This window comes from Haloarcula rubripromontorii, from assembly GCF_001280425.1.
In the GTDB taxonomy this organism is placed as follows: Archaea; Halobacteriota; Halobacteria; order Halobacteriales; family Haloarculaceae; genus Haloarcula; species Haloarcula rubripromontorii.
Map to the genome: position 1 here is coordinate 138,029 of NZ_LIUF01000003.1, position 26,441 is coordinate 164,469.

The following is a 26,441-nucleotide window of genomic DNA, read 5'->3' on the forward strand; positions in this document are numbered from 1 at the left end:
CGCCGACGGCTACCGGCGGCCATGACAGACGGCGCGTGGGTTTCGCTGTTCTCCGGCGGCAAAGACTCCTCGTGGGCGCTGTACCGGGCACTGGAACGGGGCCATCCCGTCGAACGCCTGGTGACGGTCCACCCGGACGGCGATTCCTACATGTACCACGTCCCGGCGACCCGGTTAGCCCGCCTGGCTGCCGAGAGTATCGGCATCCCACTGGTCGAGGTCGAGCCTGATGATTTCGAGGCCGAGAACGTGTCCGACTCGGGCGAGCAGGGCGACGCCGAACTCGAACCGCTGGAAGCTGCGCTGCGCGAACTCGACGCTGAACTGGACGGCGGCATCACCGGTGTCACCGCCGGGGCTGTCGAGAGCGAGTACCAGACGACCCGCATCGAATCGATGGCCGACCGCCTCGAAGCCAACGTCTTCGCGCCGCTGTGGCAGGAAAACCCCCGGGACCTCGCTGACGCGATGCTGGACGCCGGCTTCGAGATACAGATTATTCGCGTGGCCGCCTACGGCCTCGACGAGTCCTGGCTGGGTCGCACGCTCGACGCAGACGCGCTCGACGAACTGGAAGCACTCAACGACGAGTACGGCGTCCACATCCTCGGTGAGGGCGGCGAGTTCGAGACGCTCGTGACCGACGGCCCGCACATGGACCGCCGCATCGAACTGGCCTACGAGACGGAGTGGGACGGCAGTCGGGGGACGCTCACAATCGACGACGCGTGGCTGGCGTAACTCGCGGAGCGTGCAAAATCGGTGGCTGTTAGCTCCCGTCCGTCAACTGCGTGTGTGCGCCGATGAGTGCACCGGCGAGGTCTAAACTCTCGACCTGGGTGTCGCGGTCGATAATCGACTGGCGGATATCCGAATCGAGGATCATCGTGTCCGGGAACACGATGGTGTTGTCGAGGCTTGAGTTGACGACCTCGGCTCCCGAGAGGACGTGGACGTTCTCTCCGAGAGTGGTGTTCTCGATGGTAGCGTCCTCCGCGACAACGGTGTCCCCGTCGAGTTCCCATGCGACGGCCTCCAGATAGCTTTCGGGCGTCCCGATGTCGTACCAGGCGTCGTCGAAGGTGAACGCACGGACTGGCCCGTCCTCGACGAGCCACTGGATGAACCAGCCGGGTTCGTCAGGGTTGTTCCCGTCTTCGAGGTACTCGTCGAAGCGAATCGCATCAGGCGGAAAGGCGTAGCAGGCAATCGAGACGAGGGTGCTGTTGGGCTCATCGGGCTTCTCCTGGAACTCCGTGACTTCCTCGCCGTCGAGTTCGATGAGACCGTAAGAGCTGGCCTTTTCTAGGGACCCGACATCATAGGCTGCGAGCGTGGGGTCGTCGTACTGCTCGAAGTAATCGACGAACTCCGCGATGTCGAAGCTGATGAGATTGTCGCCGGCAATGACCAGCAGGGCTTCGTCGCCGAGTCCTTCCCGGGCAACCAGTTGGGCGAGCGCGCCGACGACGCCGAACTTCTCGTCCTCTTCGGCGGTTTCCTCGACGGTCAGGGACGGCTTCTCGAAACTGCTCGCGGCGATGTGGTCCCGGAAGTCGTCGGCAAACCGCTGGTTCGTGCTGACAAACACGTCGGTAATGCGATCGTCCGCTTCTAACTCGCCGAGAATCCGGTCGATGACAGTCGTCTCACCGACAGGAAGCAACATCTTGGGCCGGTGCTTGGTGACTGGCCAGAGCCGGGTGGCGTACCCGCCTGCAAGGACAATCGCTTTCATGTCCAAAAAGAGACAAGCAGAATACAAGTTCTTTTTCATCGGTTGGACCGCGGCACTTATCGGTGGCCCGGAGTACAACCCCGTATGACTGACGACGCCGACGGTCCTGAAACTGAGACAGGAGATGTGAACCTCACGGAGAAGATCAACCAGACGAACGTCGACGAGCGTATTTCGAGTCTGGAGGCGGCCTACGACGAGGTCCCGGTCACCGAGGAGACCTTTGAGCTAGCACCTGACGACTACGCCGACGTGTTCGCTGCGACACGTGGGACTGGGTACTCCGGGAACAGCGTCGTGTTCGTCACCCGGGACGGCTCTAATTTTCCGGAGTTAAGCGAGCAGATACCCGAGCAGGCGGCTGGCGACACCCGCGACCGAGTGCTGCTGGTGCTGGGACGCGGCGCTGACATGTGGGCACTTCCGGGCGGCGGCAAGGGAGACGAGTACGAATCAGTGCAAGGGACTGCCATGCGGCGCGTCAACGAACAGACAGGAATCCGCTGTACGGTCACTGGGGTTGCGGAGGTCGTTCACTCCAAGTACTATCCGAACACCGATGCACAGGGGTCGGTACATACGCTAGACATCTACCTCGAAGCGGAGTACAAGAAGGGGAGCCTCGACGTGGACGAGTCGGAACTCGTCGGCGCGGCGTGGTTCGCGGAGCCACCGGAGCGCCTGACTCCGGGAGCCGAGGAACGGTTTGCGGCCTTCCTCGGCGACGAGTGAAGCTGTGACCGGAACAGGCTCTCTCAGTGTTCGACTAGTTCCACGAGCACGCCGCCGGTCGTCTTCGGATGGAGGAACGCCACGTCGTGTCCCCACGCGCCCGGCCGCGGTTCCTCGTCTATGAGGTCGATCCCACAGTCACTGACCGTCGCAAGCGCGGCAGCGATGTCGTCGGTTTCCAGCGCCACGTGATGGATGCCGGGGCCGTTGCTGTCGAGGTATCTGGGAATCGCGCCGTCGGCGTCCGGCAGCGGTTCTAGCAGTTCGAAGTAGCCGTTGCCCATCTCCAGAAACGTCACCTGCAGGCCGTCGAACGTCTCCTCGTGGACGACCGATGTCCCGAAGGCCTCGGCGAACAGTTCTGCGAGCGGGTCGGCGTCGTCTGTCGCGATGCCGGCGTGGTCGAAGCGCATGTCCAGGGGCTTTGACGGCGTCCGATAAATAGATCTATGACAGCGTACCCGTACCACCGCTACTCCCGTTTCAGTCGCTCGCGTCGCCGCTCGAACTCCTCGTCGTCCAGTTCGCCACTCGCGTAGGCCCGGCGCAATTCCGCGATGGCCTCGTCACGGCCGCCGCTCGCGGCTCCGGTCACGGCTCGGAAGAGGAGGTATCCCACGCCGACGAGGACGGCCAGGAACAGTACTTGCATCACCACGCCGACCAGGAACATCCAGCCCGGGGCGGTCCCGCCACCGCCCCACATGTGGCCGCCGCCCCACATCCCGCCGCCGTACATCCCACCGCCAATCATGCCGACCCCCATCGTGAGAAGCGGCACCACGACGAGGACGCCGAGGAGTGCGAGCAGAACCACGACGAGTCGACGGTCGGACGACTGTGCGCTCACGACGACCTCCCCCGGTCGCGGTAGTGTACCATACTCAGAACTATTCGCTCATCGTTCATGTCAATTCCCCATGTGAAACGAAGGCGAGAACGGCGCTTCACTTCGGATTCGAAACCGCGCCTACATCGACGAACCGGGCTGGTATTCGCCGAACACGTCGCGGAACACGTCACACACCTCGCCGGTCGTGGCGTAGGCCTTCACCGCGTCGATGATGTAGGGCATGACGTTCTCGTCGCCCTCGGCGGCCCCCCGGAGCGCGTTGAGTTTGGCCTCGACGGCCTCCTCGTCACGCTCCTCGCGGACGGTGGCGACGTTGTCCTGCTGGGCCTGCTCGACGGCCTCGTCGACTTCTTCGATGTCTTGCTCGCCCTCTTCCTCGACCTGATACTCGTTGACGCCGACGATGATTCGCTCGCCTTCCTCCTGTTCGCGCTGACGTTCGAAGGCCACGTCCTGAATCTGGCGCTGTACCCACTGCTCCTCGATGGCGCGGCGCATCCCGCCGCGTTCGTCGACCTCCTCGATGAGGGCGCGGGCCTCGGCTTCGAGTTCGTCGGTCAGCGACTCGACGTAGTAGCTGCCGGCGAGCGGGTCGATGGTGTCCGCCGCGCCGGATTCATGGGCGAGAATCTGCTGGGTCCGCAACGCTGTTCGGACGGACTCCTCGGTCGGCAGGCCGATGGCCTCGTCCTTGCCGTTGGTGTGGAGGCTCTGGGTCCCACCGAGGACCGCCGCGAGCGCCTGGTAGGAGACGCGGACGACGTTGTTCTCGATCTGCTGGGCGGTCAGCGTCGAGCCGGCGGTCTGGGTGTGGAACTTCAGTTGCTTCGATTTGGGGTTCTGGGCGTCGAAGCGCTCGTCCATGATTTTCGCCCAGAGGCGACGCGCCGCCCGGAACTTCGCCACTTCCTCGAAGATGTTGTTGTAGGAGGCGAAGAAAAACGAGAGTTGCGGGGCGAACTCGTCCACATCGAGGCCGGCTTCGATGGCGGCCTCGACGTACTCGATGCCGTCACCGAGGGTGAACGCGATCTCCTGTGCGGCCGTGGAGCCGGCCTCGCGGATGTGATACCCCGAGATGGAGATGGTGTTGAACTTCGGTGTCTCGGCGGCGCAGAACTCGAAGATATCGGTGATGAGCCGCATCGACGGCTCCGGCGGGTAAATGAACGTGTTTCGGGCGATGTACTCCTTGAGTACGTCGTTCTGGATGGTTCCGCGGAGCTCCTCGCGGTCGACGCCCTGCTTGTCGCCGACGGCGATGTACATCGCCAGCAGCACCGACGCGGGGGCGTTGATGGTCATGCTGGTCGACACCTCGTCTAACGGGATGCCGTCGAACACGGTCTCCATGTCGTCCAGCGAGTCGATGGCGACGCCCGTCTTGCCGACCTCGCCGGCGGCCATCGCGTGGTCGGAGTCGTAGCCCATCTGCGTCGGCAGGTCGAAGGCCATCGAGAGGCCGGTCTGGCCCTGGTCGAGCAGGTAGTTGAACCGCTCGTTGGTCTCCGCTGCGGTCCCCATCCCGGCGTACTGTCGCATCGTCCAGAGTCGGCCCCGATAGCCGGTTGGATAGACGCCGCGAGTGTACGGCTCCTGGCCAGGGAAGCCGATGTCCTCCTCGTAGTCGACATCGGAGATGTCTTCGGGAGTGTATAGACGGTCTACCTCGTGTCCCTCGGTGTCCGTCGTGAACGTCTCCTTGCGCTCGCCAAAGCGGTCGACGGTGGGCTGGACGTCGTCTTCTTCCCACTGAGCCTTCGACTCCCGTATCTCCGCCAGCTCGTCGGGGTCAAACATGGGCGGACTGTCGGACGGCGGAGGCTTAAGGGTTCTTAAATCCTTCACGGTTTGTAATATCTCTTCCGCGGCGATCCGCGGCGCGCCGTTCCGAGGTGGGTTTATATCGTCGTCATCTACCGAGGACGTATGCCAATCGAACCGGGTGACGGCGTCACCATCGAATACGTCGGCCGCTTCGAGGACGGGGCCGTCTTCGATACGTCACGTCCCGAAGTCGCCAGAGAGCACGGACTCATCGAGGCACAGGGCGTCGACGCGAGCGAGTACGGACCGCTTTCCTTCACTGTCGGTGCAGGAGAGATCATAGAGGGAATCGACGAGGCGCTCGCCGGCATGGCTGCGGGCGAGGAAGCAACTGTCACAGTGCCCCCGGAGAAGGCCTACGGTGAGTTTCAACCCGACCGCGTCCGCGAGTATGACCCCGACACGTTCGAGGGCATGGTGGGAAAAGAGCCGGATGTCGGAATCCATGTCGAGGCCGAAAACGGGCTTCACGGAGACGTGACTGCTGTCCGAGACGACGCCGTCGAGGTGGATTTTAACCACGAGCTGGCCGGCAAGACGCTCGTGTTCGACATCGAAGTCGTCGACGTCAGATAATCAGTTCGTCGTCGGTAGCCGATCAATCGCCCGTGTCGTACTTATAGGTCGCTTCGTCGGGATCGATGCCGAAGTCCTCGGGACCCTCCTCCAGTTCTGCCTCCTCGGGTTCCCCGGCACTGGCCTTTTTGAACCGCGTGCGGAGGCGGCCGGGCACCTCGAATCGGTCGACGGCAACCCGGAGCGGCACCGCGTCCGGCTGGATGTTCTCCTGTTTGGTCGCGAGTCGGTCCCGAAGCGAGTCGGGGAGTTGGGCCGGTTCGAGGCGCTCGAAACCGAACTGTGCGAGGAACTCCGAGGCGTTTGTCAGCGAGTAGACGGTGTCGAACCCTTCGTCGCTCGCGTACTCGACCAGCCGCTCGATGACGTGGGCACCGACGCCCTGATTGCGCCATTCGGGCAGGACACCGATGCTGGTCAGTTCACAAACTGGTTCGTCGCCGCCCTTGTGGATGCGGATACGACCAAACCCCGCCTTCTCGTGGCTCTCCTCGTCGATAGCGACGACGTAGTCCCGGGATCTGAAAGCCGTCTCGTCCAGCCCCATCTCCTCGATACGGTCGAGCAACCAGACTTCCTCTCGGTTTTTCGCATCCCGGACGTACATACCTGAAAGTTAACTGCCGCAGTCAAAAGGGTTTGCGGCGTGACCGACACGGGGTGGCGGAGAGGCAATCACTAAGGCAGTTCAACATGATTGATTGCCCATGATATCGCTCGAGATGGACATGGTCCAGTACGACTGTCCGTACATCGACACGACACGGGACTACGAGGTGTCGTTTCTGGCCAAACAGTGGGATTTCCACCCTGTCGAGCGAGAGCTTGAGACCCGGATCATGGTCAACGGAGCGGACCGAGAAGAGCTGGACCGCGGGCTGAACGCGCTCGAAGCACACGACAACATGGAGTCCTACCAGCTGCTCCGCCGGAAGGGCGATCTGGCGCTCATCCGCTCGCGCATCGACGAGACGAACGCGATGAGCGTCATCCGCGACCACAGCGGCTACATCACCGGGCCGTTCCGGATCCGGGATGGGTCGGAGATCTGGCACGTCGGCTTCGACACCGAGCGCGTCGCTGAGGGGACCCTGTCGGAACTGGACCGGGACAACGATTACACGATCCGGTCCCGCGAGTCCGTCGACCTTGAAGATTACTACGACCTGCTACAGAATATTGATTCAGCGAAGCGGCTTGTCGATGGCTGTCGGGAGCTCTCGGAGGTAGAGCGAGACACGCTCGAAAAAGCCGTCGAAGGCGGCTACTTCGACACGCCCCGAGACGCCACCCTGTCGTCGCTTGCCGAAGAGTTCGATGTGTCCAAGATGGCCATCTCGAAGAACCTCCGGCGGAGTCAGCGGAAGATACTCGACCGCGTCACGACGGCGATGAACGACGTGACGGAGTGACCGTACTGGAGATCTATCGCTACTCCGCCCCGCTCCCCTGCATCAGCTTCTGGATATCTTCGTCGGCCGCTAGCTCTTCGGGGTCGCCGCTGGCGATGATATCACCGCGCTCGATGACGTACAGTCGGTCCACGACTTCTGGGACGTGCGTGACGTTGGACTCCGCGATGAGCACCGCGATGTCTCGGTCGTTGATGGCTCGGATGTAGCGCTTGAGGTTCTCGACGACGACCGGAGCTAATCCCTCCAGCGGTTCGTCAAGGATGAGCAAATCGGGCTGGAGCGCCAGCGCACGGCCGATAGCGACCATCTTCGCCTGGCCGCCGCTGAGGTTCTGCACCTTCGCGTTCCGACGGTCATCGAGTTCGGTGAGCACGTCGTAGACGCTCTCGATGACCGCGTCCTCGTCGTCGATACCGCGGGCTTTCCCGCTGGTCCAGATCGGGAGCCGGAAGTTCTCGTCGACGGTCATCCCGGTGAACAGCTTCCGGTCTTCGGGCTGATAGCCGATACCTCGCTTTGGAATCAACTCCGACCGGATGCTGGTCAGCTCCTCGCCGCGGAACGTGACTGAGCCGCTCCAGACCGGCGTCAGACCCATGATACCGCGGAAGGTACTCGTCTTGCCGGCTCCGTTGCGGCCGACCAGCCCGACCGCCTCGCCCGCATTCACGTCGAGATCGATGTCCTCGGTCACCTGGAACCCCTCGACGGCGGCGTTGAGGCCGCGAACGGACAGCAGCGGCTCGCTACTCATCGTCGCCCACCCCCAGGAGAAGCCGTCGGAGTTCGTCGTCGGTTTCGAGCATCGTCGGCGGGCCGACCCCGTGGACTGCGCCCTGATGGAGCGCGACGACGCGGTCGGCGTACTCCGTGACGATATCCATGTCGTGTTCGATGGTGACTGTCGTGACGCCCTCGGCCCGGCCGACCTCGACAATCGTCTCGATGACGTACTCCTTCTCGCGGGTCGACACTCCGGAGGTCGGCTCGTCGAGCAGGAGATAATCCGGGTCGAGGCCGAACGACATCGCCACGTCGAGCAGTTTTCGGTCGCCGTGGGGGAGCTCTTCGGCGACGGTGTTGGCCGCGTCTCCGAGTCGGAACTTCTCGAGCAGTTCCTCGACCTGTTCCTCGACCGCCGCGTGGCCGTCGGCCATCGAGAACAGGCTCCAGGTCTTGCCCTGCTCGGTCAACACGACCGTTCGGAGGTTCTCCCGGACCGTCATCTCCTCGAACACCTTGACGACCTGAAAGCTCCGGGCGATGCCGGCGTCGACGCGCCCGTTTGCTGACATTCCGGTGATGTCGTCACCGTCGAGGACGATAGACCCCTCGTCCGGTGAGAGGAAGCCGGTGAGGAGGTTGATGAACGTCGTCTTCCCGGCCCCGTTCGGGCCGACGATGAAGACGAGTTCGCCCTCCTCTTTCCCGAATTCGAGCGTGATGTCGTCAGTTGCGACCAGTTCACCGAAGGACTTCCGCAGATTGCGTGCTTCGAGCATCTCAATCGACTCCAAAGAGGATAATCCGCAGGCTGGTCAGTGACTCAGCTACCTTCCGTTCGACGGACTGGACCGCACTCCGTCCCCACGTCGACAGGACGGACGGTTCCCGGCGCAGTTCACTGAGCCGCGCGTTGACGATTCCGCCGGACCGGAGCGAGCCAACGATGCCCCGCGGGAACCCATACACCAGTATCAGCAGCACAACGCCGGTCAGGAACTCGTAGTACTGGGTGACGTCCTGCCCCACGTCCTGCAGGAATATGAGGACGACACCGCCGATGAGCGGGCCGACCAGCGTCCGGAACCCGCCCAGAATCGCCATGAACAGGATGTCGCCCGACCGGAGGAAAAACAGCGTCCCCTCCGGACGGACGTACTGGCGGACGACGGCGTACAGCCCGCCTGCGACGCCGCCGTAGAGGCCCGAGATGACGAACGCGGCCCAGACGTACCGCCTGACCGGCAGGCCGATGAACCGCGCCCTGGTCCGCTCCTGCCCGATGGCGTCTAAGGCGTTGCGGAACGGCGACTGCGTGATGCGGTACATCACGAACAGGCCGATGAGGATGACGACCACTGTCAGGTAGTACGTCAGGATCTGGTACACATCGGGGCTGAACGCAGTCCCGAACAGAAGCGGCTGGTTCGCCGGCCCCGGCCGAATTGGAAGCCCGTCGCTCCCGCCGAGGGCACTCTGTCCGAGCGCGATGGCGTACAGGAGCTGTCCGAAGGCCAGCGTCAGGAGCGCGAAGTACAGCCCCGTGTGTCGCAGCGACAGGACTCCGATGATGGCCGCCATCACCGTCGCGGCTGCGATGGCCCCGAGCAACAGCAGGCCGACGCTCTGGACGCCGGCATACCGCGCCAGCACTGCGGTCGCGTACGCGCCAGTGCCGAAAAAGGCCGCGTGGCCAAAGGACGTGAGCTTCGTGTGCCGAAGCAGGAGGTTCAGTCCGACTGCCGCGAATCCGAACAACAGGCCCTGATGGATGACGCTGAGCTGGAGGCTATCTGAGAGGCTGGCGATGTCGGGGATGAGGAACAGGAACACGACCCCAAGGGCGAGGAAGGCCGCCTCCCGACGGGTCAGCTCAACCCCGAGGAAGCGGTAGGCCGGCGTTCCGTCGCGGTCGACGCGCTCGGGCATCACGCTGTCTCACCCCACGTTCCGAACAGGCCCTCTGGCTTGACCAGCAAGATGAGCGCCATGATGGCGAACGGGGCCGCGATCTCGCCGGGCGGGTACAGCGTAATCATCCAGCTCCGGATGACACCGACGAGGAGTGCGCCGACGAACGCACCGCGGAGGCTTCCGAGGCCGCCGATGACGATGACGACGAAAGAAAGCACGAGCGGATTGGTCCCCATCTCAAGCGTCGCCGCCGTCGGCGGGACGGCCATCGCGCCAGCGAAGCCCGCGAGAAAGGCTCCGAGTGCGAACACGAGCGTGAACACCCGGTCGGTACTGACGCCGATGGCAGTCGCCATCTCGCGGTCGATGGCCGTTGCTCTGATGATGCGCCCGGTCTTCGTGCGCTCGAAGAACCAGAACAGTCCCGCAACGACGGCCGTGCCGACGAAGATGACGAACACGTTGTAGGTCGGGTAGTTCAGCCCGACGAGTTCGCTCGTCGGGATTGCGTTGATAGCACTGTAGACGGCGTCGGTCCGTATCGAACTGTCCCCCCAGATGAACTTCTTCACGTCGAGGAGGATGAGCAAGAGAGCGAAGGTCAGGACTAGCTGGTACACTTGGTCGCGGTCGTAGATCTGACGCAGGAACACCGCTTCAAAGAGGGTCCCAACGGGGAGGAGGATGGCCGCCGTCACCAGCACGGCGGCGAGGACCGCGAGTATGAACACAGCGGTGCCGACGACGCCGCCGCCCGGCGGGCCGACGATACCGATAATAAACCCGAACACGCCGATGGCGGTGTACGCGCCCAGCGAGAACAGTTCCCCGTGGGCGAGGTTCAGGACATCCAGAATCCCCAGGATGACGGTCAGTCCCGAGGCGATCATGAACAGGATGAACCCGAACTGGATGCCGTTGAGCGTCTGGACGAGCGCGGCTGTGGGTGTTACGGCCATGGCTCGGTATCAGGCGCTCCAGCTGTCCAGCCAGTCGCTGCCGGTGACGCCCGGCGGCGGCGCGGTCTCGGTCGCGGCGTAGGTGTTCACGTCGTCGAGCCTGGCCGCGCCGAGGTCGTCGTCATACACCATCTGCCCGGCGAAGGAGTTCGACGCGCCCTGGTGGTCCTCAGCCATGTTGTGGTAGCCAGCAGGCGTGAAGAAGCCGTGGCCCTCCAGAACCTGTGCGATTTGCTCCTGGCTCGGGTAGGTCCCCAGCAATTCGATGGCCTTCTCGACGGCCGTCGCCCACGCGGTGACTGCGCCGTACCCGCTCATGTAGTGTGCAGTCGGGACCGTCACGCCATCTTGCTGCGTCGCGGCGTCGAACAGCTCGCGGCCGGGCTGCCAGTTACCGAGCGCCGGCTTCCCCCAGTAGTAGTTCCGTGACCCTGAGTAGATGTCCGTCCCGGCCAGTGCATCGCCCGGTACGTCGCCGGCCGCGCTGTACAGCGTCGTGCCGAACACCGTCGTGTTCTCGAACATGTCGTTGGCGTTGGCCTGCCGGACGAACGTCGTCACGTCGCCGCCCCAGAGGCTAGAGAAGGTCACGTCCGGCTCCTCGTTGTTGATCGAGGTGATGTGATTCGACATGTCACTGGCCCCGAGTTCCGGGAACCCCTCGTAGACGATTTCGGCGTCGGTAAGTTTCTGAATGGCCTGTGTGAACACCCGCATCTCGTCCTCGCCGAAGGAGTAGCCGGGGTTGACACCGGCGACGGTCGAGATGTTGTCAGCACCGATCCGCTCGACGGCCTCCCGGGCCATCGTCACGACCTCCATGATGTCGTAGTTCTGGAACCGGAAGGAGTAGGTCGGGTCGGTGACTGTCTCCTCGTAGAGTGTCGTCACTGTCCCGTCGGTCCCGACGTTAATGACTTCGTTTTTCTCCACCTCGGGGGCAATCTGGCTGTGCGTGCCACTGGAGATGGGACCGAAGGTGACCTCTTTCCCTTCCTCGATGAACTGGTTGTAGCTGTCCAGCGGGTTCGACCCCTCGTTGACCACGTCCAGTTCGATTTCGCGTTGCCCACCGATACCACCCGCCTCGTTGATGCGCTGGACTGCGAGTTCGGCCCCGCGCTGGGCCTGAATCCCGAGGACGCCCGGTGCGCCGCGGGTGAACGTCAGCAGGCCTGCCTGTATCGGTTCGTCTGAAATTCCGCCGCCGGACTGCCCGCCCTGGTCTGCCGTCTCGCCGTCGCTTAGCAGTGTCGAGCAGCCGGCGAGCGCTGCGGCGACGGCCGAGCCGCCAATCGCGGAGAGCAGTTGTCGCCTGCCGATACCTTCGCTGTCATGGTCCGTTGTCGTTCGTTTCATAGGTGTGTCCCAATACGCCCCGGACTCGTCCGGGGAGGCTAGTCACGTAGTGTGTGCCACGCTCACAGGGGTAGCTGATGCTTCCGACGTAACCCCCGAATAACGGGAGGTTTACACGTAAACCACGGTAGCCGGCGAGGCGGCGGAACGGCGTTCTCGCGCCGGAGTGGGGTCCGCCACAGCAGCCAGTCGGGTATACATGTCAACCCGCCCCTATTCGGACGTGTCTGGAGAACGTGTGACCGAATGGCATCCAGCACCTCTCACGAGCGGCTCGAAGTCGAGCCGATCGACGAGTCCTCGATCCTGTTCGTCGACGATGACCACTACACGGGCGACACCGTCTGTCTGGTGACCGGCGGCGGGTCGGGCATCGGCCGGGCGACGGCGCTGGCGATGGCCGCCAACGGGGTGACCGCCGTCGCGACGGACATCGACGCGGACGGCCTCGCCGAAGTCGCGGACACGGCGGCGGACCTCGACCTCGACGGGACCGTCGAGACAGTGACCGGCGACCTCGCGAATGACGCGGACATCGAGACCATCGTCGAGACCGCGGCTTCTCACGGCACGGTTCGCTACCTCGCCAACATCGCCGGCCTCCAGCACATCGACGCCATCGAGGATTTTCCGATGGAGAAGTACGACCAGATGCACGACGTAATGCTTCGCGCCCCGCTTGCCCTCTCGAAGCGCGTCATCCCACACATCCGCGGGACCGACGACGGCGTCGGTGCCATCGGGAACATGGCGTCGGTTCACGGACACTACGTGACCTCAGATAAGGTCGCGTACAACGTCTCGAAGTTCGGCTTACGGGGCCTGACACAGTCAATCGCCGCCGAGGGCGGTGACGGCCTCCGCGGGTTCTCTATCAGCACCGGCTACGTCAAGACGCCGCTGGTCGTCGACCAGATCCCCGACACTGCCGAGCAACGAGGAATCAGCGTCGACGAGGTCATCGACGACGTGATGCTGGGACAGGCCCGGGTCAAGGAGATGATGGACCCCATCGACGTGGCGAACCTCTTCGTGTTCGGCTTCTCGACCCACGCCGACCACCTCAACGGCGGGGACCTGCTGTTCGACGGCGGCATGACAAAGACGTACGAGTGAGACAGTGCCATGAGTAGATGACCGGCCCTGTGCCACACAGGCGGTGCGGAACCGGACTCCCCGACCGGCCCAGTAACGCGTGCCGGGCGGCGGTACCAGTTTATACCAGACGGCCAAACACTACGGAATACTGACGCAATGAGCGAACAAAACCACGTAGACTCCATCGTCCACGAACCGAGCCACGCGTTCGTCGAATCGACGAACGTCTGGAAGTTCATGCAGGCGTACGACATCGACAACTACGACGAACTCATCGAGCGAACGACCACAGACCTGCCCGAGGAACCCGACTCGGGCGTCGAGTGGTTCTGGGACCTGCTCCCGGAGTACCTCGACATCGAATTCTTCGAAGACTACGATCAGGTCCGAGACACTAGTGAGGGGCCACAGTTCACCGACTGGTACACCGGCGGGACAATCAACGCCGCTCACAACGTCTTGGACCGCCACGCAGCGCGGGATAGCCCGACCCGAAACACAGTCGCGCTCATCTGGGAGGGCGAACCCGGCGACGTGCGGGAAATCACGTACCACGAACTGAATCGGCAGGCCAGTAAGGTAGCGAACTATCTGGAGTCCGTCGGCGTCGGCACCGGCGACACCGTCGGCCTGTATATGCCGATGGTTCCCGAAGTCGCGTCGATACTGTACGGCTGTCTCAAGGTCGGCGCAATCGCCGTGCCGATCTTCTCCGGGTTCGGCGTCGACGCGACGGCGACACGCATCGCCGACGCCGAGTGTTCCGTCCTGTTCACCGGCGACGGCTTCTACCGCCGAGGTTCCAGTGTCCATCTCAAGGGCAGCGCTGACGAGGCCATCAAGCAGGCCGGCGAAGAACTGAGGACAACGCCGGTCGAACACACCGTCGTCTACGACCGCCTCGGCGTCGCGGACGACCCCGACGAGACGATCCGCTGGACCCGGCGCGACGAGTGGTGGGACGAGGCTATCGAGACCGCTGACGACGAGTACGAGGCGAAAGAACTCCCGAGCAATCAGGAGTCAATGCTGCTGTACTCCTCTGGAACGACCGGCAAGCCGAAGGGCATCGTCCACACGCACGCCGGCGCGCTCATGCAGGCAGCCAAGGAGATATACTTCGGCTTCGACCACAAGCCCAGCGACCGCTTCTTCTGGGTGAGCGACATCGGCTGGATGATGGGGCCGTGGACGCTGCTCGGAAACCACGCCTTCGGCGGGACTGTCTTCATGTACGAGGGCGCGCCGGACCACCCGCAGCCGGACCGCTTCTGGGAGATGATCGACCGCCACGACATCACCACCTTCGGCGTCTCGCCGACCGCGATTCGGGCGCTCCGAAAGAAGGGCGACGAGTGGCTGGACGGGCACGACCTCTCCAGCCTGCGGCTGCTGGGGTCGACCGGCGAACCCTGGGACCCCGAGAGCTGGCAGTGGTTCTACGAGAACGTGGGCAACGAGGACTGTCCAATCATCAACATCTCCGGCGGGACCGAGATCATGGGGTGTTTCCTGATGCCGATGCCGATTCAGTCGCTCAAGCCTTGCACGCTGGGCGGTCCGGGGCTGGGGATGGACATCGACATCGTCGGTCCGGATGGTGAATCAATCGTTGACACCCACGAGCGCGGCTATCTGGTCGCTCGGGACTCCTGTCCGTCGATGACACGGTCGCTGTGGAGCGGCGACGAACGCTACCTGAACGAGTACTGGTCGACGTGGGATGACGTCTGGGACCACGGCGACTGGGCGCAGAAGGACGAGGACGGCCTCTGGTTCCTCCACGGCCGGGCCGACGACGTACTCAACGTCGCCGGGCGGAAGGTCGGACCGGCGGAAGTCGAGGGCGCGGCGATGGAACACGACGCCGTCAATCAGGCTGCTGCCGTCGGTGCGCCGGACGACACCACCGGCACTGCCGTCGTTCTCTACACCGTGCTCGAACCCGGCTACGAACCCTCGGCCGACCTCCGCGACGATATCCGCGCCGCCGTCGGCGAGGAACTCGGCAAGCCGTTCCGACCCCGTGAGGTCCTGTTTGTCGACGAGTTCCCCAAGACGCAGAGCGGGAAGATAATCCGTCGAGCAATTGCTGGCGTCTACCGCGGCGAGGACCTGGGAGACATGTCCAGCATCGAGAACCCGGAGGCGCTCGACGAGGTCCGCGAGGCGTCGTAATCAGCCCCTGACGGCATCCTCGGTCGGCTTCTCAAGCCGTAGCAGCCCGGGCAGCGCGAGCACTGCGAGGACGACTTCCGTCCCGCCGGCGACGAGGAACGCGGCGGGATAGCCGAAGGCGCCCGCGACAGTGCCACCGACGAGGATACCAGCGAGGAAGCCGACGCTGCCGAAGATGTTGAACCCGGCCATAGCGGTGCCGCGCTCCGTCTCGCCGGCGAGGTCCGACACGAGCGCCATCGTCGCCGGGGCCATCAGCGCGCCAATAACGCCGGTCAGTACCATTCCTGCACCGGCAATGGTGACCGTCGGCGCTTGCCCGACGCCGACAACAATGAGTCCGTACAGCACCGACCCGACGACAATCGGACCGGTTCGGCCGATGCGGTCAGAAAGGATGCCGAAGGGATACTGCAGGAGGGCAAACGGGGCGAAAAACAGCGCCAGCATGACGCCGGTTTCGCCAGGCCCCAGTTCGAACGTCTCTCTGAAATACAGGGTCCCGACGAGTGCGAAAAAACCCGCTGTGAGGCGGTCGATGAACCCGAAGGCGTACGGAACGCTGAGTGACGGACGGCGTCTGAGGCCGGACACGGTCGCAGTCAGACCCGACCGCCCGTCCGACGGTGCGCGGTCGGTCACAAGCAGGGCAGCCACTGCGACGACGAGTGACAGCGTGCTCGCCACATACAGCGGAAGTGTCGTCTGAATCTCGTACAGTTGGCCGCCAAGTGGCGCGCCAAGCGCCGTGCCACTGCCGATCGCAATGCCTGCCGCACCCATATTCTTGCCGTGGCCGCCGCCGAGGTCCATCAGCATCGTCATCGCCAGGGAGAACGCGGCGATCGTCGCTCCACCCTGCAACACTCGCAAGACCAACACGCCGACAAATGGAAGCGAGGCTGCCCCGGGGAGCCACGCGATGAGGGCGTACAGCACTGCGCCTGCGCCCGCCCCGCCGGCGATGTATGGCGTTCGACGTCCGGTGGCGTCGCTGAGTACGCCCCACACGCCGGCAAAAACGACGAACGCCCCGAATTCAGCGGCCAGAAACCACATACTCGCGTTCAGGTCCGTCGTCGCACCCAGCGACTGGACGAGTCTGTCGACGCCCGGATACAGCAGGACCTGCGCTAGTAACACGGCAAAGATAACGCCCGCGAGAACGCCCCGGTCTGTGCGGTCGGTCACTGACAACGGATACAGCGAGCCGAGAAAAATAGATGTCGGACCCGAGTACGGGACTCTCCTCGCAGAACTTGACAATACCGACCACAGAACAGCGCGTCCGCTTACTCGTCCCAGTCCGCGTTACTCGGCACTGTGGGGCGGAACGAAACCGCAGTTCGAACAGCCGTTGTGCTTCGTCGTCTGGTAGCTCAATTCCGCCCCGCAGTTCGGACAGTTGTACTGGTCTGAACTCATTCACTTACTGATAGTGTTCGACAGTACCTAAACCTTTTCTCGACAATCGTCTATACTATCTTCCCGGCCGAATCATACGCTGTAGCGAGCTTATACTCTCCGCTACTAGTCCGTGGGACGAGTGATTATATCAGTCAGCAAAAGTGAACGGGAGTCTATAACGAGTGCCGGTCGAGGCCTGTTGCCGTCGTCGCGTCCGTGCGACAGCCGGGTCCGGTCTGTGTTTTCGACTGTACGGTGCCTGTGATTGCTGGCGGCACAGTCTCCATCGACTCCTGTCGAAGTGAGAGAGGGATACTACTCAGCGCGGAACGCAGGTCCTGAGTGCCGGGGCCGCTACTGGCGACCGCTCGTCTCGGTCGACAGGCGGGTTCGGCCGCGGTGTTTGCTGTCTGTTGTGCTGAACGGCGCTACTGGGTCATCAAAAAACAACGAGACGGAACCGAGGTCGTTCCGTGTCCGTTTACATGTAGCCGAGGTCGCGCAGGCGCTCCATCAGGTCTTCCTTGTCCTGGGCGCGGCCGGCGCGCTCGGTCGTGTTCGCCATGTCCTGCAGCCAAGCAGGCTCTTCGGCGGACTTGTCGGTGCTGACCTCGCTCCCGAGCGAACGGAATCCAGCGAAGTACTTCGGCGAGACCGGGACGTCTTCCTTCTCGATGCCCTCGGGCAGGTCGTCCTGGCCCTGCGGGACGTAGCCGTCGTCCGGGTAGCCCTCGACTGTATCCGGGACAACAAAGTTCCAGAAGGCTTCCCACACGTCAGCCTCGGCGAACTGGAGAATCGACTGGATGCGGTCGTGGGGCGGGTAGATGTCCGGGTCGTGACGCGGCGAGAAGAACGTCTCGTCGGCCCGGGACTCCTGCTCGTCCCAGCGGATGCCCGACAGGATACCGTCGACGTCGTGCTCCTCGATAGTGTCGTTGAGCGCCACCGTCTTCAGGAGGTGGTTGCCGACGTAGGTGTCGAGCAGGAACGGGAACGTGTCTTCTTCGTATTCGAGGATGTTCCGGATGTGGTGCTGGTTGTGTTCGGAGAGTTCGTCGACAGGGATGTCGTCACCCGGTTCGAGACCGTTTTCGTCGACGTAGTTGCCCACGTCTTCGTTCCGAGCCCAGATGACGTCGAGGTCCCACTCGTCGGCCCAGTGCTCGACGAAGTCGATAAGCTCGTCGAAGTGCTGGTAGTGGTCGATGAAGACGACCGGTGGGACTTCGAGGTCGAATCGCTCGGCGACTTCCTTGACGAAGTACAGCGTCAGCGTCGAGTCCTTGCCGCCGGTCCACATCACGACAGGGTTCTCGTACTGTTCGAGGCCGGTCTTCGTAACCTCGATAGCCTTCTCGATCTTGTGGTTGACAGTCGGGTACTCTTCGGGGTCTTCGCCTTCCCCGTCAGTGTAATCAACGTCCAGATAGTCCGGGAACTCTGCTGATTCGGACATAGTGTAATGAGATATAATTACGAATGCCAAGTACTTTTTGGATGACCGACAGGTATGTGAGACAGTGGCAAATTGCTGACGGCCTCGTGTACACGGTTACTCAGGTTTTTTGTGGCCGACGCGAAAGACGTGATATGGACGACCGCCCAAGCCTCCCGACCCGTCTCTTCCATCGCTGGCTGTTACGCTACGTCCCCGTAGCCGCGCTGATATTGTTTGCCAGCGCGCTGGTCGGGTACGGACTCGGCAGCCAGGTCCCCACCGAATGGCTTCAGACTCCCGGAACAGCCGGCGAAAACCCCTTTATGCCAGCTGAACTGACGACCCTCTCGCTGACGGTCAACAATCTCGGTGCGTTGCTCGTGATGTTGCTCGGCGCGATTTCGCTCGGTTCGATGACGGTTCTCTCACTCGTCTTGAACGGATTGCTCATCGGGGTCGTCGTCGGTATCGCACTCAAGCAGGTTTCGCCTGTCGTCGTCGCCGCGCTCATCGTCCCACACGGCCTTATCGAGATTCCTGCACTGCTTATCGTCGCCGCCGTCGGACTCCGGTTCGGCTGGCGCACGATTCAGTACATTCGCGGCCGTACGAACGAACTGGCCACTGGACAGGATATCCGGGAAGCCGGTTGGCTGCTTGCGACGGCCGCCGTGTTCATCGTGATTGCGGCATACATCGAAGCGAATCTCACTATCGAAATCGCGTCACGATTTACCGAGGCTGATCTCTCAGGCATTACGCCTGCATAGCGGCACAGCCCATCCGCTAACGATGGTGAGCGGTAGCTCGGCAAAACCGAATCCGTGCCCGGACGGGGCCGCGTTACGAGATGAACTCGTTGTCGCGCCAGTTGACGCCCTCTTCTTCCTCGCCGTCGCGGGGTTCCTCTGCTACGTTGATCGCAGCGGGCCGCTCTTCCCCATCGACGATGCGGACAGCTTCGAGTTCCTCGTCGACCGCCGCAATTGCCGTCAGCGTCCCCTTCTCTGCGACTTTCGCGACGTCACACAGCACTTCGAACATCGCGTACTGGAGTGCAGTGTTCTGGAGCACGGTCTCGCGGTCGCCCTTGAAACAGGCGTACTCGACGAGTTCAGACTCGATCTCTTCCTCTTCCTCTTCGAGTGCGCCCCACTGGGGGCCACCCCCGGAGCTTCCAGTACTCGCGGCTCCGGGCGGCCCCATCTCGTCGGGGTCCTCCTCGTACACCCGGTTCTCCGTGACGCTCGCCTTGAGTTGGGCCGTCGGAGTGTACTTGCTCATAGAGTCGTCTTTGGCGACGGCGCTGACGATGAGCGTATTGTTTCGACGGGTGATGTCGATGTCAGCGATTTCAGGTGGAAGATCCGGATCCTCGAAGAAATCGTATGCGTCTTCCAGTGGCAGTTCAAGTGTCGAGTGAAGTCTGTATACGCGGCTGGTCATGGTTGGGGAAGCGTGTATCAGTCGTCGAAGGCCGTCCGCTGACGCTGTAGTCACTACTCCATAGGGGCCACTTGCTTATATGACCTGTCCTTCATTCGCGGTTGCACCGCTCTATATCAGGGACTCGCTCAGGCGTATGTTAAAGGTATTTACAGACCTTCTAGTAGGCCATATGCTAGTGGTATCCAGTGCCTACTAGTCGTCCGCAGGTGTGGGGTCGCCGTCCTCTGGGGCCACATCTGCTTCAATACTGGGTGGGTACTTCCCGCGGTCCAGTTTCAGGTCCGATTGCGGTCGCGCCATGCAGGTCAGTGCGTAGTTCTCCCGTTCCCGGTCGGTCAGCCCACGAGCGGCAGGCTGGGTAACCGACCCTTCGACGATTTCCGCCGAACAAGCCAGGCACATCCCGACGCGGCAGGAGTACTCCTGTGCGATACCCTCCTCGATACACCGCGAGAGAATCGTCTCCTTCTCGGAGACAGTAATCTCCTCGCCCGTCCCCACGAATGTCACCGTATGCTCGGTCATGCTCGGCCATTTGATACCCCCCAGCAAAACTCTTTATCACCGCTGTCCCGGAGTGAAACGGACTGCTACCCGTCGACGCCACACCAGACACCCGCAACGGACCGCTCATCGCGAGGCGTTGTTCCAGTCGTCCGTTGAAACCCGTAGCGGAATAATTTTCTCTCTCCGGGCAGGACGAGAGTGCATGACCACACACCAGGACGGCAACGCCGACGGAACGTCGGCGACGGCACGGACCGTTTCCGTGGACGTTGTCGTTGTCGGGGCCGGGACATCCGGTTGTTACGCCGCCGCGACGGTCGCGGACGCGGGCTACGATGTCGTCGTCGTAGAGCGCAAAGACAAGACCGAAGCCGGCCACATCGCCTGCGGAGACGCACTGAAGGGTGCCAGCGACTTCCCCGATGCGATTCCGAAGTCCCAGCTCGAATCGGCGTTTACCAACACGGATGTCGACCACGGCCGCTTCGAGATCCCGCAGGAAGACACCGTCCTCGAGATCCCCGTCCCGGGCGAACTCGCCGTCATCGACCGCTGGGAGTACGGTCGCTGTCTCATCGAGGGGGCAAACGACAGTGGCGTGGAGTTCCACTACGACACGGTCGTTCAGGACGTGCTGCAAGACGATAGCGGCCGTGTGACCGGCGTCAAAGCCATGCGGAAAGGCGATCCCGTCACATACGAGGGTGACATGGTCATCGACGGGGCCGGCGCACTGTCGATTCTGCAGGACAAGACTGACCTCGAGGACGCGACCTTCGATACGAACGTCCAGTACTCGCAGTTCTGTTCGGCGTACCGTGAGATAATCGAAGTCGACGAGCCAGTCGAGTGGGACGACGCGCTCGTGTTCAAGCCGACCGAGCGCTCCGCCGGCTATCTCTGGTACTTCCCGCGCACGGACACGGAGATCAACGCCGGCCTTGGCTTCCAGATGAACGAAGAACCGATGGAACTGGTCGACGACCTCAAACGCGATCTTCAGGGCCGAAGCGAGTTTGAGGGCGCAAAGGTACAGGATAAACTCGGCGCTGCGCTGCCGACACGCCGGCCGTACGATTCCGCCGTCGCACCCGGATTCATGGCCGTCGGCGACGCCGCTGGACACGTCAATCCGACGACCGGCGGCGGTATCGCCGGTGCAGCTTACGCCGGGACCTACGCCGCTGAACAGGCTATCGAGGCTATCGAATCCGGCCGGACGGACGACGAAGCCGCGCTCTGGGAGTACAACGAGCGCGTGATGGACCACTTCGGCGCACGGTATGCGGCGCTTGACGTGTACAACATCTTCACCACCGCCTACGACGTCGACGACCTGATGGCCCTGCTGGCCGCGTTGCCCGGCGAAAAGCTCGCAGAGGCACTGTACGGCGGATCGACCAGCATCGGACTTGGACTCAAACTCAAGATGGCCGTCAAGAGCATCGGCCACCTCGGGACGATCCGGGACCTCTACCAGACAAAGAAGGCCGCCGACCGGCTGCTTGACCATTACGAATCCTACCCGAGCGACCGGAGCGGCTTCGAGGCCTGGCAACGCGAGCGTGATTCGATTATGAACGATATCTACGACGTCACCGGCGCAGACCCCAAGTACTGATTCAGCGGTTCGTTTGGGCTTTCGGCCGTGTCTAACTCTCTGGTGTGAATTTGTCAGCGTCAGGTGTCTGATTTTGAGTGTTATCTGGGTAGTAATTAATTAACATATGAACTGCAATTCTGAACGACAAGTTTTATTATTCGACAACATGATATCAAAATGAAGTCGCACTGGGGTCGGTCGACCGGGGGGTCACCGAGATGGAGACAGCGTGTCGGCCGTCACCGAGTGGGGGTCAATCATGCTAGCACGCAGATTCAAATCCGACGACAGTGCAGTCTCGCCAGTTGTGGGTGTCATTCTAATGGTTGCAATAACAGTGCTGTTAGCGGCGACAGCAGCGACGTTCTTCCTCGACTTCGGCTCAGGGAATATCGGCCAGAGCGCGCCACAGGCGGCGTTTACGTTCGACTACGACTCTGAAGGGTCCGACAGCTTAGCAATCGAACACCGGAGCGGCGACTCTATTCAGGCCGGGAATCTGTATATCACCGTTAGCGGGGCTAGCGGTGCTTCAGGTGCCAACGGACAACACGATTTCACGAGTATCGGTGCACCGGCGGCCGGTTCGGATATCACAGCCGGGTCACGGGTGACGTTTTCGGAGCCTTCACTCGACCTCTCGGAGGCGACGGTCACGCTGAACTGGAAATCGCCGAACAGTGGCAAGTCTATTCAGCTTGCCAGCTGGGAAGCGCCGTAGCGCGCTCACTCGCTCAGTTGGCTGATCGCTTCGCTGACGACATCGACGCCGATGGCCAGCGAGTCTTCGTCGACATCGAACAGGGGCGTGTGGTGACCGCCGGGGTGGTCGGTCCCGATACCGACGAACGTCGCCGTTCCGCCGTGGCCCTGCACGCGGTCCATCAGGTAGGTGGCGTCCTCGCTGCCGCCGAGGTCGTCGGTCCGCAGGCGGCTGGTGACGCCGGAAACGGATTCTGCCGCGTCGTACACCACGTCCGCGAGCGCGTCGTCGCTCACCGCACTCGGCGCTTCTGCGGTCGTCTCGATGTCGACTTCGCAGTCGTGCATCTCGGCGGCGGACGACATGACGGTGTCCGCCCGCTCACTCATGTACTCTTTGAGTGGGGTCGTCTCGCCGCGGACCTCGCCTTCTAGTGTCGCCTCCTCGGGGACAATGTTCGTCGCCGTGCCACCCTCGACGACGCCGGCGTTGACCCGTGTCGCGCCGTCACCGTGTCGACGAATCGCATGGAGGTTCTGTACGGCGGTCGCCAGGGCCTGTACAGCGTCTCGTCCCTGTGCGGGATGCCCGCCAGCGTGGGCTGTCTCACCGGTGAAGGTCGCTCTGAACTGCCGGACGGCGAGGAAGCCGCCGACACCAGCGACGATTTCACCGGTCGGGTGGTCGAGGCCGATGTGTATCGCCAGCAGGTGGTCCACATCATCCAGATGACCGCTCTCAGCGACGGCCTTTCCGCCGCCGATGACCTCTTCGGCCGGCTGGAAGACGACTTTGAACGTTCCGCGGAAATCACGCTCTTTCACCGCCTCCAGCACGCCAAGGCCAATCGTCGCGTGGGCGTCGTGTCCACAGGCGTGCATATACCCCTCGTTCGTCGAACGGAACTCCTCTGCCGCCGGGGCGTGTGCCACGCTGTCTGCCTCCGTTATCGGCAGCGCGTCGATATCAACTCTGAGCGCAACGGTCGGTCCCTCGCCCTGTTTGAGTACAGCGAGGGCCCCAGTAAATCCCCCATCGGCGGCCTCCAGCACGTCCTCCCGGGTTCCGGTGTCGCGGGCCTTCGCTTGCCACGCTTCGAGTTCGTTGTCGTCGGGGACTGCCATCCGCGCGTCGCCGTTCACGACATCCCGGCCGGTGTACAACTGGTCGACGCCGATTCGCTCTATTTCGTCGACGATGCGACTGGTAGTGTAGAACTCCCGCCACGCGGGTTCGGGATGACTGTGCAGGTCGCGTCGGACGGACCTGAGACGCTCCTGCTGGGCTTCGTTCATGCCGGCAAAACGAGTCACAGTTACTTATAAGAACCCACAGGAGCGAACGACAGCCCTACGATCCGCTGCCGACCTGTGTCCGCTGTTCGACGCCAGCCTCGACGTGGATGGCGTCCGGAAACGTCCGCTGGGTGACCGTCCGAGCGAACTCCTCGTATCCGACGATTTCTATCGTTCGGGTGTAGACGGTGTGGGTCCAGGACTCGAACCGGCCACCGCCTGGTCCCAGTGACTTCGACTGTGGAATCCGCAACTCCTGTGGTTGCTTCGGGTGCGGGCCTTTCAACTCGACCCCTTTCTGCTCGGCGTTCTCTTTGATTTCTGTGACAATGTCTTCGAGGCGATGTCGGTCCCCACTTGTGAAGGTAAGTGTCGTGACGAAGGGCATCTGTGGACGAACACTCAGCCGCGAGTGACAAAAGGCCATCTGTTTCCGTTGTGTCTCCGATATTCTCTTAAGTAGCGGTGTCATAAAATCCGATAATGATAGAGGCCACGAGCGCGGGAGCCATCCTCTTTCGCGATACGCGTGGCCGGCGGGAGTACCTCCTGCTCAAGAGCCGACCCGGCGATTGGGAGTTCCCCAAGGGCGGCGTCGAGGGCGAGGAAGAACTCCAGCAGACCGCCATACGCGAAGTGAAAGAGGAGGCCGGAATCGGTGATTTCCGGCTCTTAGACGGGTTCCGCGAAGACTACGACTACGTGTTCGAGGCGAACGGCAACACCATCCACAAGACGGTCCACCTGTTCGTCGCGAAATCGTTTGAAGCGTCAGCCGAACTGTCCACAGAACACCGCGACCTGCAGTGGCGCGACTACGAACAGGCGATCAACACGGTCACGCAGGACGGCCCGCGCGAGATCCTCGAAGAGGCACACGAGTTCCTCGACGAGCGCGACGAAGACGAGGAGTAGCGGGCCACACAGCGGTATTCGATTCGCCGCCTGCGGTAGCGGTAGCTCTCGCGACTGTCGTTAGAAAGCACGTCGCCGCCGTCAGACCTGTTCGACCACGACGGTGCTTCCGGCCATGTCGCCGAGACGCTGTTCGTCGTCGTTCATCGCGATGAGAACCACGGCCAGCAGTGCCGAGAACGGTGAGAAAAAGAAACCGACGAGTCGAAACACGTTCCGGACGATGGAGTCGACCCACGTGATGTCGCCGCCGCTCTCGTCGGTGATGACGAGGCCGAGGGCGTGTTTCCCGAGTGTGTACCCGTACATCGCTTCCATGATCGTGTGATAGAGGAAGTAAATGAACGGGAAGCCGATGAGCATGAAGACGTAGGCTCCGGCTAACCCTGTTACGACGGCGTTGTTCTCGCCGGAGGCGGCACCGCCGACGCCGCCGATGAGGAAGAAGATCACTCCGAAGACGACGCCGACGAGGAGTCCGTCGAGGAACCGCGCCGTGAAACGTTTGCCGAGTCCGGCCTTCTTTTCGAGGTTTGCTCGTGGATGTTTATCCATACACTACTGTGCATCCCGTCTGAAAGAATAAATCTTTCGTAGCCAAATATAAATAAAATAACATCATTATATGGTAGTGCCATATCTGTAGGATACTGGAAGAATACCGACGACGCCGACCACACGATAAAACGTTTTGCTATCGACGGACGAACCAACAGCCGTGTCGGTCACCTCCGAGTTCGCGTTCGAGTTGCGCGTCTGCCAGTGGGCGGAGCGAGCTTGGGAACCGACCGACGAGTCGACGGTGCTGGTCGCCCGACAGCTCGGGACGAAATACCGCCGCTGGGACACCGTCATCATCGAGTGCGACCCGGACGGGCTCCGCGAGCGAGCGGAATTCGGCGCAGAAGCGTTCGATTCGGATCTGTTGCACGTCCTGCAGCACGCGCCATCCGACTGGACGTACTACCGCGATGCGTTGCCCGACCCCGGCTATCCGTGGCGGTACGTCCGCGAGTCGATCCACGAGGCCGCCGACCGCGACGCACTGGACACGCGCAAGCGCAGCAATCGCATCGAAATCCGTCGGAAGCGCCCGTATCCGGACTGGCTTCGACGGATCGTCGCCATTGAGAACAAGCCGGACCTGACGGCAAGCGCGGCCCGTGACCTCGCCCCGCAACTGGAGCGCGACGTCGCGCTGTCGCTGGCCGACGAGGTGTGGGTCGCGACAGCGGCGACCGATGAGCGCGTGGAGCCGATTCTGCTGGCGGACCTGCCCGCGGCCGCCGGCGTGCTGACCGTCGACCCCGAGTCCGGCACGGCCGAGGCCCTCTGGCAGCCGCGGTCCCTGTCGGTTGACGACCCCGGAACGCGAATCCTCGACCGCCCCGACGACGACCACAGCGCGGCCCGCTTCGAGTACGTCGAGCAAGACTGGAAGCGCGAGCGCCGCCTCGCCCTCGCCGAGCGGGCCTACGAGCGCGGCTGGCGCGCCTACGCCGACACGATGCGGCCCGACTGCCGGCACTTCCAGCTCCGCGCGGACGAGACGGGGGCCTATCCATATTGCGCGGCGAAAGAGTGCGTTCCGACGGCCGCGGAGTGTCGCGGTGCGTGCCCGTCGTACGAACCCGAGCCGCCGGTCTGGCGGTCGATGGGCTGGCCGCTCGACGGCGGGCCAGGCAAGGAAATAAAGCGGCTGTTAGCGCGGCGGCGACGCCGCCAGCGGCCGGGACTGTCAGAATAGCC

Annotated in this window: 28 protein-coding genes; 11 read left to right on the top strand and 17 right to left on the bottom strand. The window is 62.8% G+C overall.

Features of this window, described 5'->3' with window-relative positions; genetic code table 11:
• Window positions 1-21: 21 nt before the first annotated feature.
• On the top strand, window positions 22-741 hold the full coding sequence (locus AMS69_RS10285) for a diphthine--ammonia ligase (protein ID WP_053967994.1): 720 nt from the start codon (window positions 22-24) through the stop codon (window positions 739-741).
• Between the two features lie 28 nt (window positions 742-769).
• Here AMS69_RS10285 and AMS69_RS10290 read toward each other — a convergent pair whose 3' ends face one another.
• Complete coding sequence (locus AMS69_RS10290) at window positions 770-1,738, bottom strand: sugar phosphate nucleotidyltransferase (RefSeq protein ID WP_053967995.1); 969 nt, start codon at window positions 1,736-1,738, stop codon at window positions 770-772.
• An 84-nt stretch (window positions 1,739-1,822) separates the two neighbouring features.
• Here AMS69_RS10290 and AMS69_RS10295 point away from each other — a divergent pair, with 84 nt between their 5' ends.
• Window positions 1,823-2,470 (top strand): NUDIX hydrolase, encoded by a 648-nt coding sequence (locus AMS69_RS10295; protein ID WP_053967996.1) that lies wholly within the window; start codon window positions 1,823-1,825, stop codon window positions 2,468-2,470.
• Between the two features lie 23 nt (window positions 2,471-2,493).
• Here the strand turns inward: AMS69_RS10295 and mce are convergent, their stop codons facing one another.
• The 3 genes from mce to AMS69_RS10310 all read right to left on the bottom strand — a co-directional run bounded on the left by mce (window position 2,494) and on the right by AMS69_RS10310 (window position 5,123).
• Window positions 2,494-2,883 (bottom strand): methylmalonyl-CoA epimerase, encoded by a 390-nt coding sequence (gene mce, locus AMS69_RS10300; protein ID WP_053967997.1) that lies wholly within the window; start codon window positions 2,881-2,883, stop codon window positions 2,494-2,496.
• Between the two features lie 59 nt (window positions 2,884-2,942).
• Window positions 2,943-3,320, bottom strand: coding sequence for an SHOCT domain-containing protein (locus tag AMS69_RS10305; protein WP_053967998.1), 378 nt, complete (start codon window positions 3,318-3,320; stop codon window positions 2,943-2,945).
• A 120-nt stretch (window positions 3,321-3,440) separates the two neighbouring features.
• Window positions 3,441-5,123 carry an acyl-CoA mutase large subunit family protein gene (locus tag AMS69_RS10310; RefSeq protein WP_053967999.1) on the bottom strand — a complete coding sequence of 561 codons (1,683 nt, stop codon included), beginning with the start codon at window positions 5,121-5,123 and terminating at the stop codon, window positions 3,441-3,443.
• A gap of 129 nt (window positions 5,124-5,252) precedes the next feature.
• Between AMS69_RS10310 and AMS69_RS10315 the strand changes: the two genes are divergently transcribed.
• The gene (locus tag AMS69_RS10315) at window positions 5,253-5,726 is read left to right on the top strand and encodes an FKBP-type peptidyl-prolyl cis-trans isomerase (protein WP_053968000.1); all 474 of its coding nucleotides are present in this window, start codon (window positions 5,253-5,255) and stop codon (window positions 5,724-5,726) included.
• A gap of 22 nt (window positions 5,727-5,748) precedes the next feature.
• Here AMS69_RS10315 and AMS69_RS10320 read toward each other — a convergent pair whose 3' ends face one another.
• Window positions 5,749-6,333 (bottom strand): GNAT family N-acetyltransferase, encoded by a 585-nt coding sequence (locus AMS69_RS10320; protein ID WP_053968001.1) that lies wholly within the window; start codon window positions 6,331-6,333, stop codon window positions 5,749-5,751.
• A 100-nt stretch (window positions 6,334-6,433) separates the two neighbouring features.
• On the opposite strand from AMS69_RS10320, the gene AMS69_RS10325 reads away from it, so the two are divergent.
• The gene (locus AMS69_RS10325) at window positions 6,434-7,138 is read left to right on the top strand and encodes a helix-turn-helix domain-containing protein (RefSeq protein WP_053968002.1); all 705 of its coding nucleotides are present in this window, start codon (window positions 6,434-6,436) and stop codon (window positions 7,136-7,138) included.
• A 19-nt stretch (window positions 7,139-7,157) separates the two neighbouring features.
• On the opposite strand, the gene AMS69_RS10330 is transcribed toward AMS69_RS10325, so the two are convergent.
• From AMS69_RS10330 to AMS69_RS10350, 5 genes are read right to left on the bottom strand one after another with little or no spacing between them, the layout of a single operon-like run.
• Window positions 7,158-7,895 carry a branched-chain amino acid ABC transporter ATP-binding protein gene (locus AMS69_RS10330; protein WP_053968003.1) on the bottom strand — a complete coding sequence of 246 codons (738 nt, stop codon included), beginning with the start codon at window positions 7,893-7,895 and terminating at the stop codon, window positions 7,158-7,160.
• Window positions 7,888-8,643: an ABC transporter ATP-binding protein gene (locus AMS69_RS10335; protein ID WP_053968004.1), complete on the bottom strand. Its 756-nt coding sequence runs from the start codon at window positions 8,641-8,643 to the stop codon at window positions 7,888-7,890. Before AMS69_RS10335 ends, AMS69_RS10330 begins: the two co-directional genes overlap by 8 nt.
• Window position 8,644: 1 nt before the next feature.
• Complete coding sequence (locus tag AMS69_RS10340) at window positions 8,645-9,793, bottom strand: branched-chain amino acid ABC transporter permease (RefSeq protein WP_053968005.1); 1,149 nt, start codon at window positions 9,791-9,793, stop codon at window positions 8,645-8,647.
• On the bottom strand, window positions 9,793-10,737 hold the full coding sequence (locus tag AMS69_RS10345; protein ID WP_053968006.1) for a branched-chain amino acid ABC transporter permease: 945 nt from the start codon (window positions 10,735-10,737) through the stop codon (window positions 9,793-9,795). Before AMS69_RS10345 ends, AMS69_RS10340 begins: the two co-directional genes overlap by 1 nt.
• A 9-nt stretch (window positions 10,738-10,746) precedes the next feature.
• Window positions 10,747-12,096 (bottom strand): ABC transporter substrate-binding protein, encoded by a 1,350-nt coding sequence (locus AMS69_RS10350; RefSeq protein ID WP_053968007.1) that lies wholly within the window; start codon window positions 12,094-12,096, stop codon window positions 10,747-10,749.
• Window positions 12,097-12,342: 246 nt separating this feature from the next.
• On the opposite strand from AMS69_RS10350, the gene AMS69_RS10355 reads away from it, so the two are divergent.
• Window positions 12,343-13,212 carry an SDR family oxidoreductase gene (locus tag AMS69_RS10355; RefSeq protein WP_053968008.1) on the top strand — a complete coding sequence of 290 codons (870 nt, stop codon included), beginning with the start codon at window positions 12,343-12,345 and terminating at the stop codon, window positions 13,210-13,212.
• 138 nt (window positions 13,213-13,350) lie between these two features.
• On the top strand, window positions 13,351-15,372 hold the full coding sequence (locus tag AMS69_RS10360; RefSeq protein WP_053968009.1) for an AMP-binding protein: 2,022 nt from the start codon (window positions 13,351-13,353) through the stop codon (window positions 15,370-15,372).
• Here AMS69_RS10360 and AMS69_RS10365 read toward each other — a convergent pair whose 3' ends face one another.
• Both AMS69_RS10365 and AMS69_RS10370 read right to left on the bottom strand, forming a co-directional pair.
• Window positions 15,373-16,563, bottom strand: coding sequence for an MFS transporter (locus AMS69_RS10365; protein ID WP_053968010.1), 1,191 nt, complete (start codon window positions 16,561-16,563; stop codon window positions 15,373-15,375).
• A gap of 697 nt (window positions 16,564-17,260) precedes the next feature.
• Complete coding sequence (locus AMS69_RS10370) at window positions 17,261-18,238, bottom strand: phosphoadenosine phosphosulfate reductase family protein (protein ID WP_053968011.1); 978 nt, start codon at window positions 18,236-18,238, stop codon at window positions 17,261-17,263.
• Between the two features lie 134 nt (window positions 18,239-18,372).
• On the opposite strand from AMS69_RS10370, the gene AMS69_RS10375 reads away from it, so the two are divergent.
• Window positions 18,373-18,990 carry a stage II sporulation protein M gene (locus tag AMS69_RS10375; protein WP_053968012.1) on the top strand — a complete coding sequence of 206 codons (618 nt, stop codon included), beginning with the start codon at window positions 18,373-18,375 and terminating at the stop codon, window positions 18,988-18,990.
• A gap of 73 nt (window positions 18,991-19,063) precedes the next feature.
• On the opposite strand, the gene AMS69_RS10380 is transcribed toward AMS69_RS10375, so the two are convergent.
• Both AMS69_RS10380 and AMS69_RS10385 read right to left on the bottom strand, forming a co-directional pair.
• The gene (locus AMS69_RS10380; protein WP_053968013.1) at window positions 19,064-19,666 is read right to left on the bottom strand and encodes a DUF7110 family protein; all 603 of its coding nucleotides are present in this window, start codon (window positions 19,664-19,666) and stop codon (window positions 19,064-19,066) included.
• 195 nt (window positions 19,667-19,861) lie between these two features.
• Window positions 19,862-20,194: a 2Fe-2S iron-sulfur cluster-binding protein gene (locus tag AMS69_RS10385; RefSeq protein WP_053968014.1), complete on the bottom strand. Its 333-nt coding sequence runs from the start codon at window positions 20,192-20,194 to the stop codon at window positions 19,862-19,864.
• A 184-nt stretch (window positions 20,195-20,378) separates the two neighbouring features.
• Here AMS69_RS10385 and AMS69_RS10390 point away from each other — a divergent pair, with 184 nt between their 5' ends.
• Both AMS69_RS10390 and AMS69_RS10395 read left to right on the top strand, forming a co-directional pair.
• Window positions 20,379-21,797 (top strand): geranylgeranyl reductase family protein, encoded by a 1,419-nt coding sequence (locus tag AMS69_RS10390; RefSeq protein WP_053968015.1) that lies wholly within the window; start codon window positions 20,379-20,381, stop codon window positions 21,795-21,797.
• 241 nt (window positions 21,798-22,038) lie between these two features.
• Window positions 22,039-22,500, top strand: a complete 462-nt coding sequence (locus AMS69_RS10395; RefSeq protein ID WP_077067785.1) for a type IV pilin — start codon at window positions 22,039-22,041, stop codon at window positions 22,498-22,500.
• Between the two features lie 5 nt (window positions 22,501-22,505).
• Here the strand turns inward: AMS69_RS10395 and AMS69_RS10400 are convergent, their stop codons facing one another.
• Both AMS69_RS10400 and AMS69_RS10405 read right to left on the bottom strand, forming a co-directional pair.
• Window positions 22,506-23,777 carry an amidohydrolase gene (locus AMS69_RS10400; protein ID WP_053968017.1) on the bottom strand — a complete coding sequence of 424 codons (1,272 nt, stop codon included), beginning with the start codon at window positions 23,775-23,777 and terminating at the stop codon, window positions 22,506-22,508.
• 55 nt (window positions 23,778-23,832) lie between these two features.
• Window positions 23,833-24,165: an uS10/mL48 family ribosomal protein gene (locus AMS69_RS10405; RefSeq protein WP_053968018.1), complete on the bottom strand. Its 333-nt coding sequence runs from the start codon at window positions 24,163-24,165 to the stop codon at window positions 23,833-23,835.
• Window positions 24,166-24,260: 95 nt separating this feature from the next.
• Between AMS69_RS10405 and AMS69_RS10410 the strand changes: the two genes are divergently transcribed.
• Window positions 24,261-24,692, top strand: coding sequence for a bis(5'-nucleosyl)-tetraphosphatase (locus AMS69_RS10410; protein ID WP_174242916.1), 432 nt, complete (start codon window positions 24,261-24,263; stop codon window positions 24,690-24,692).
• A gap of 81 nt (window positions 24,693-24,773) precedes the next feature.
• Here AMS69_RS10410 and AMS69_RS10415 read toward each other — a convergent pair whose 3' ends face one another.
• Window positions 24,774-25,247 carry an RDD family protein gene (locus AMS69_RS10415; protein WP_053968020.1) on the bottom strand — a complete coding sequence of 158 codons (474 nt, stop codon included), beginning with the start codon at window positions 25,245-25,247 and terminating at the stop codon, window positions 24,774-24,776.
• Between the two features lie 136 nt (window positions 25,248-25,383).
• On the opposite strand from AMS69_RS10415, the gene AMS69_RS10420 reads away from it, so the two are divergent.
• Window positions 25,384-26,439 (top strand): DUF5787 family protein, encoded by a 1,056-nt coding sequence (locus AMS69_RS10420; RefSeq protein ID WP_080508825.1) that lies wholly within the window; start codon window positions 25,384-25,386, stop codon window positions 26,437-26,439.
• The last annotated feature ends 2 nt before the right edge of the window (window positions 26,440-26,441 follow it).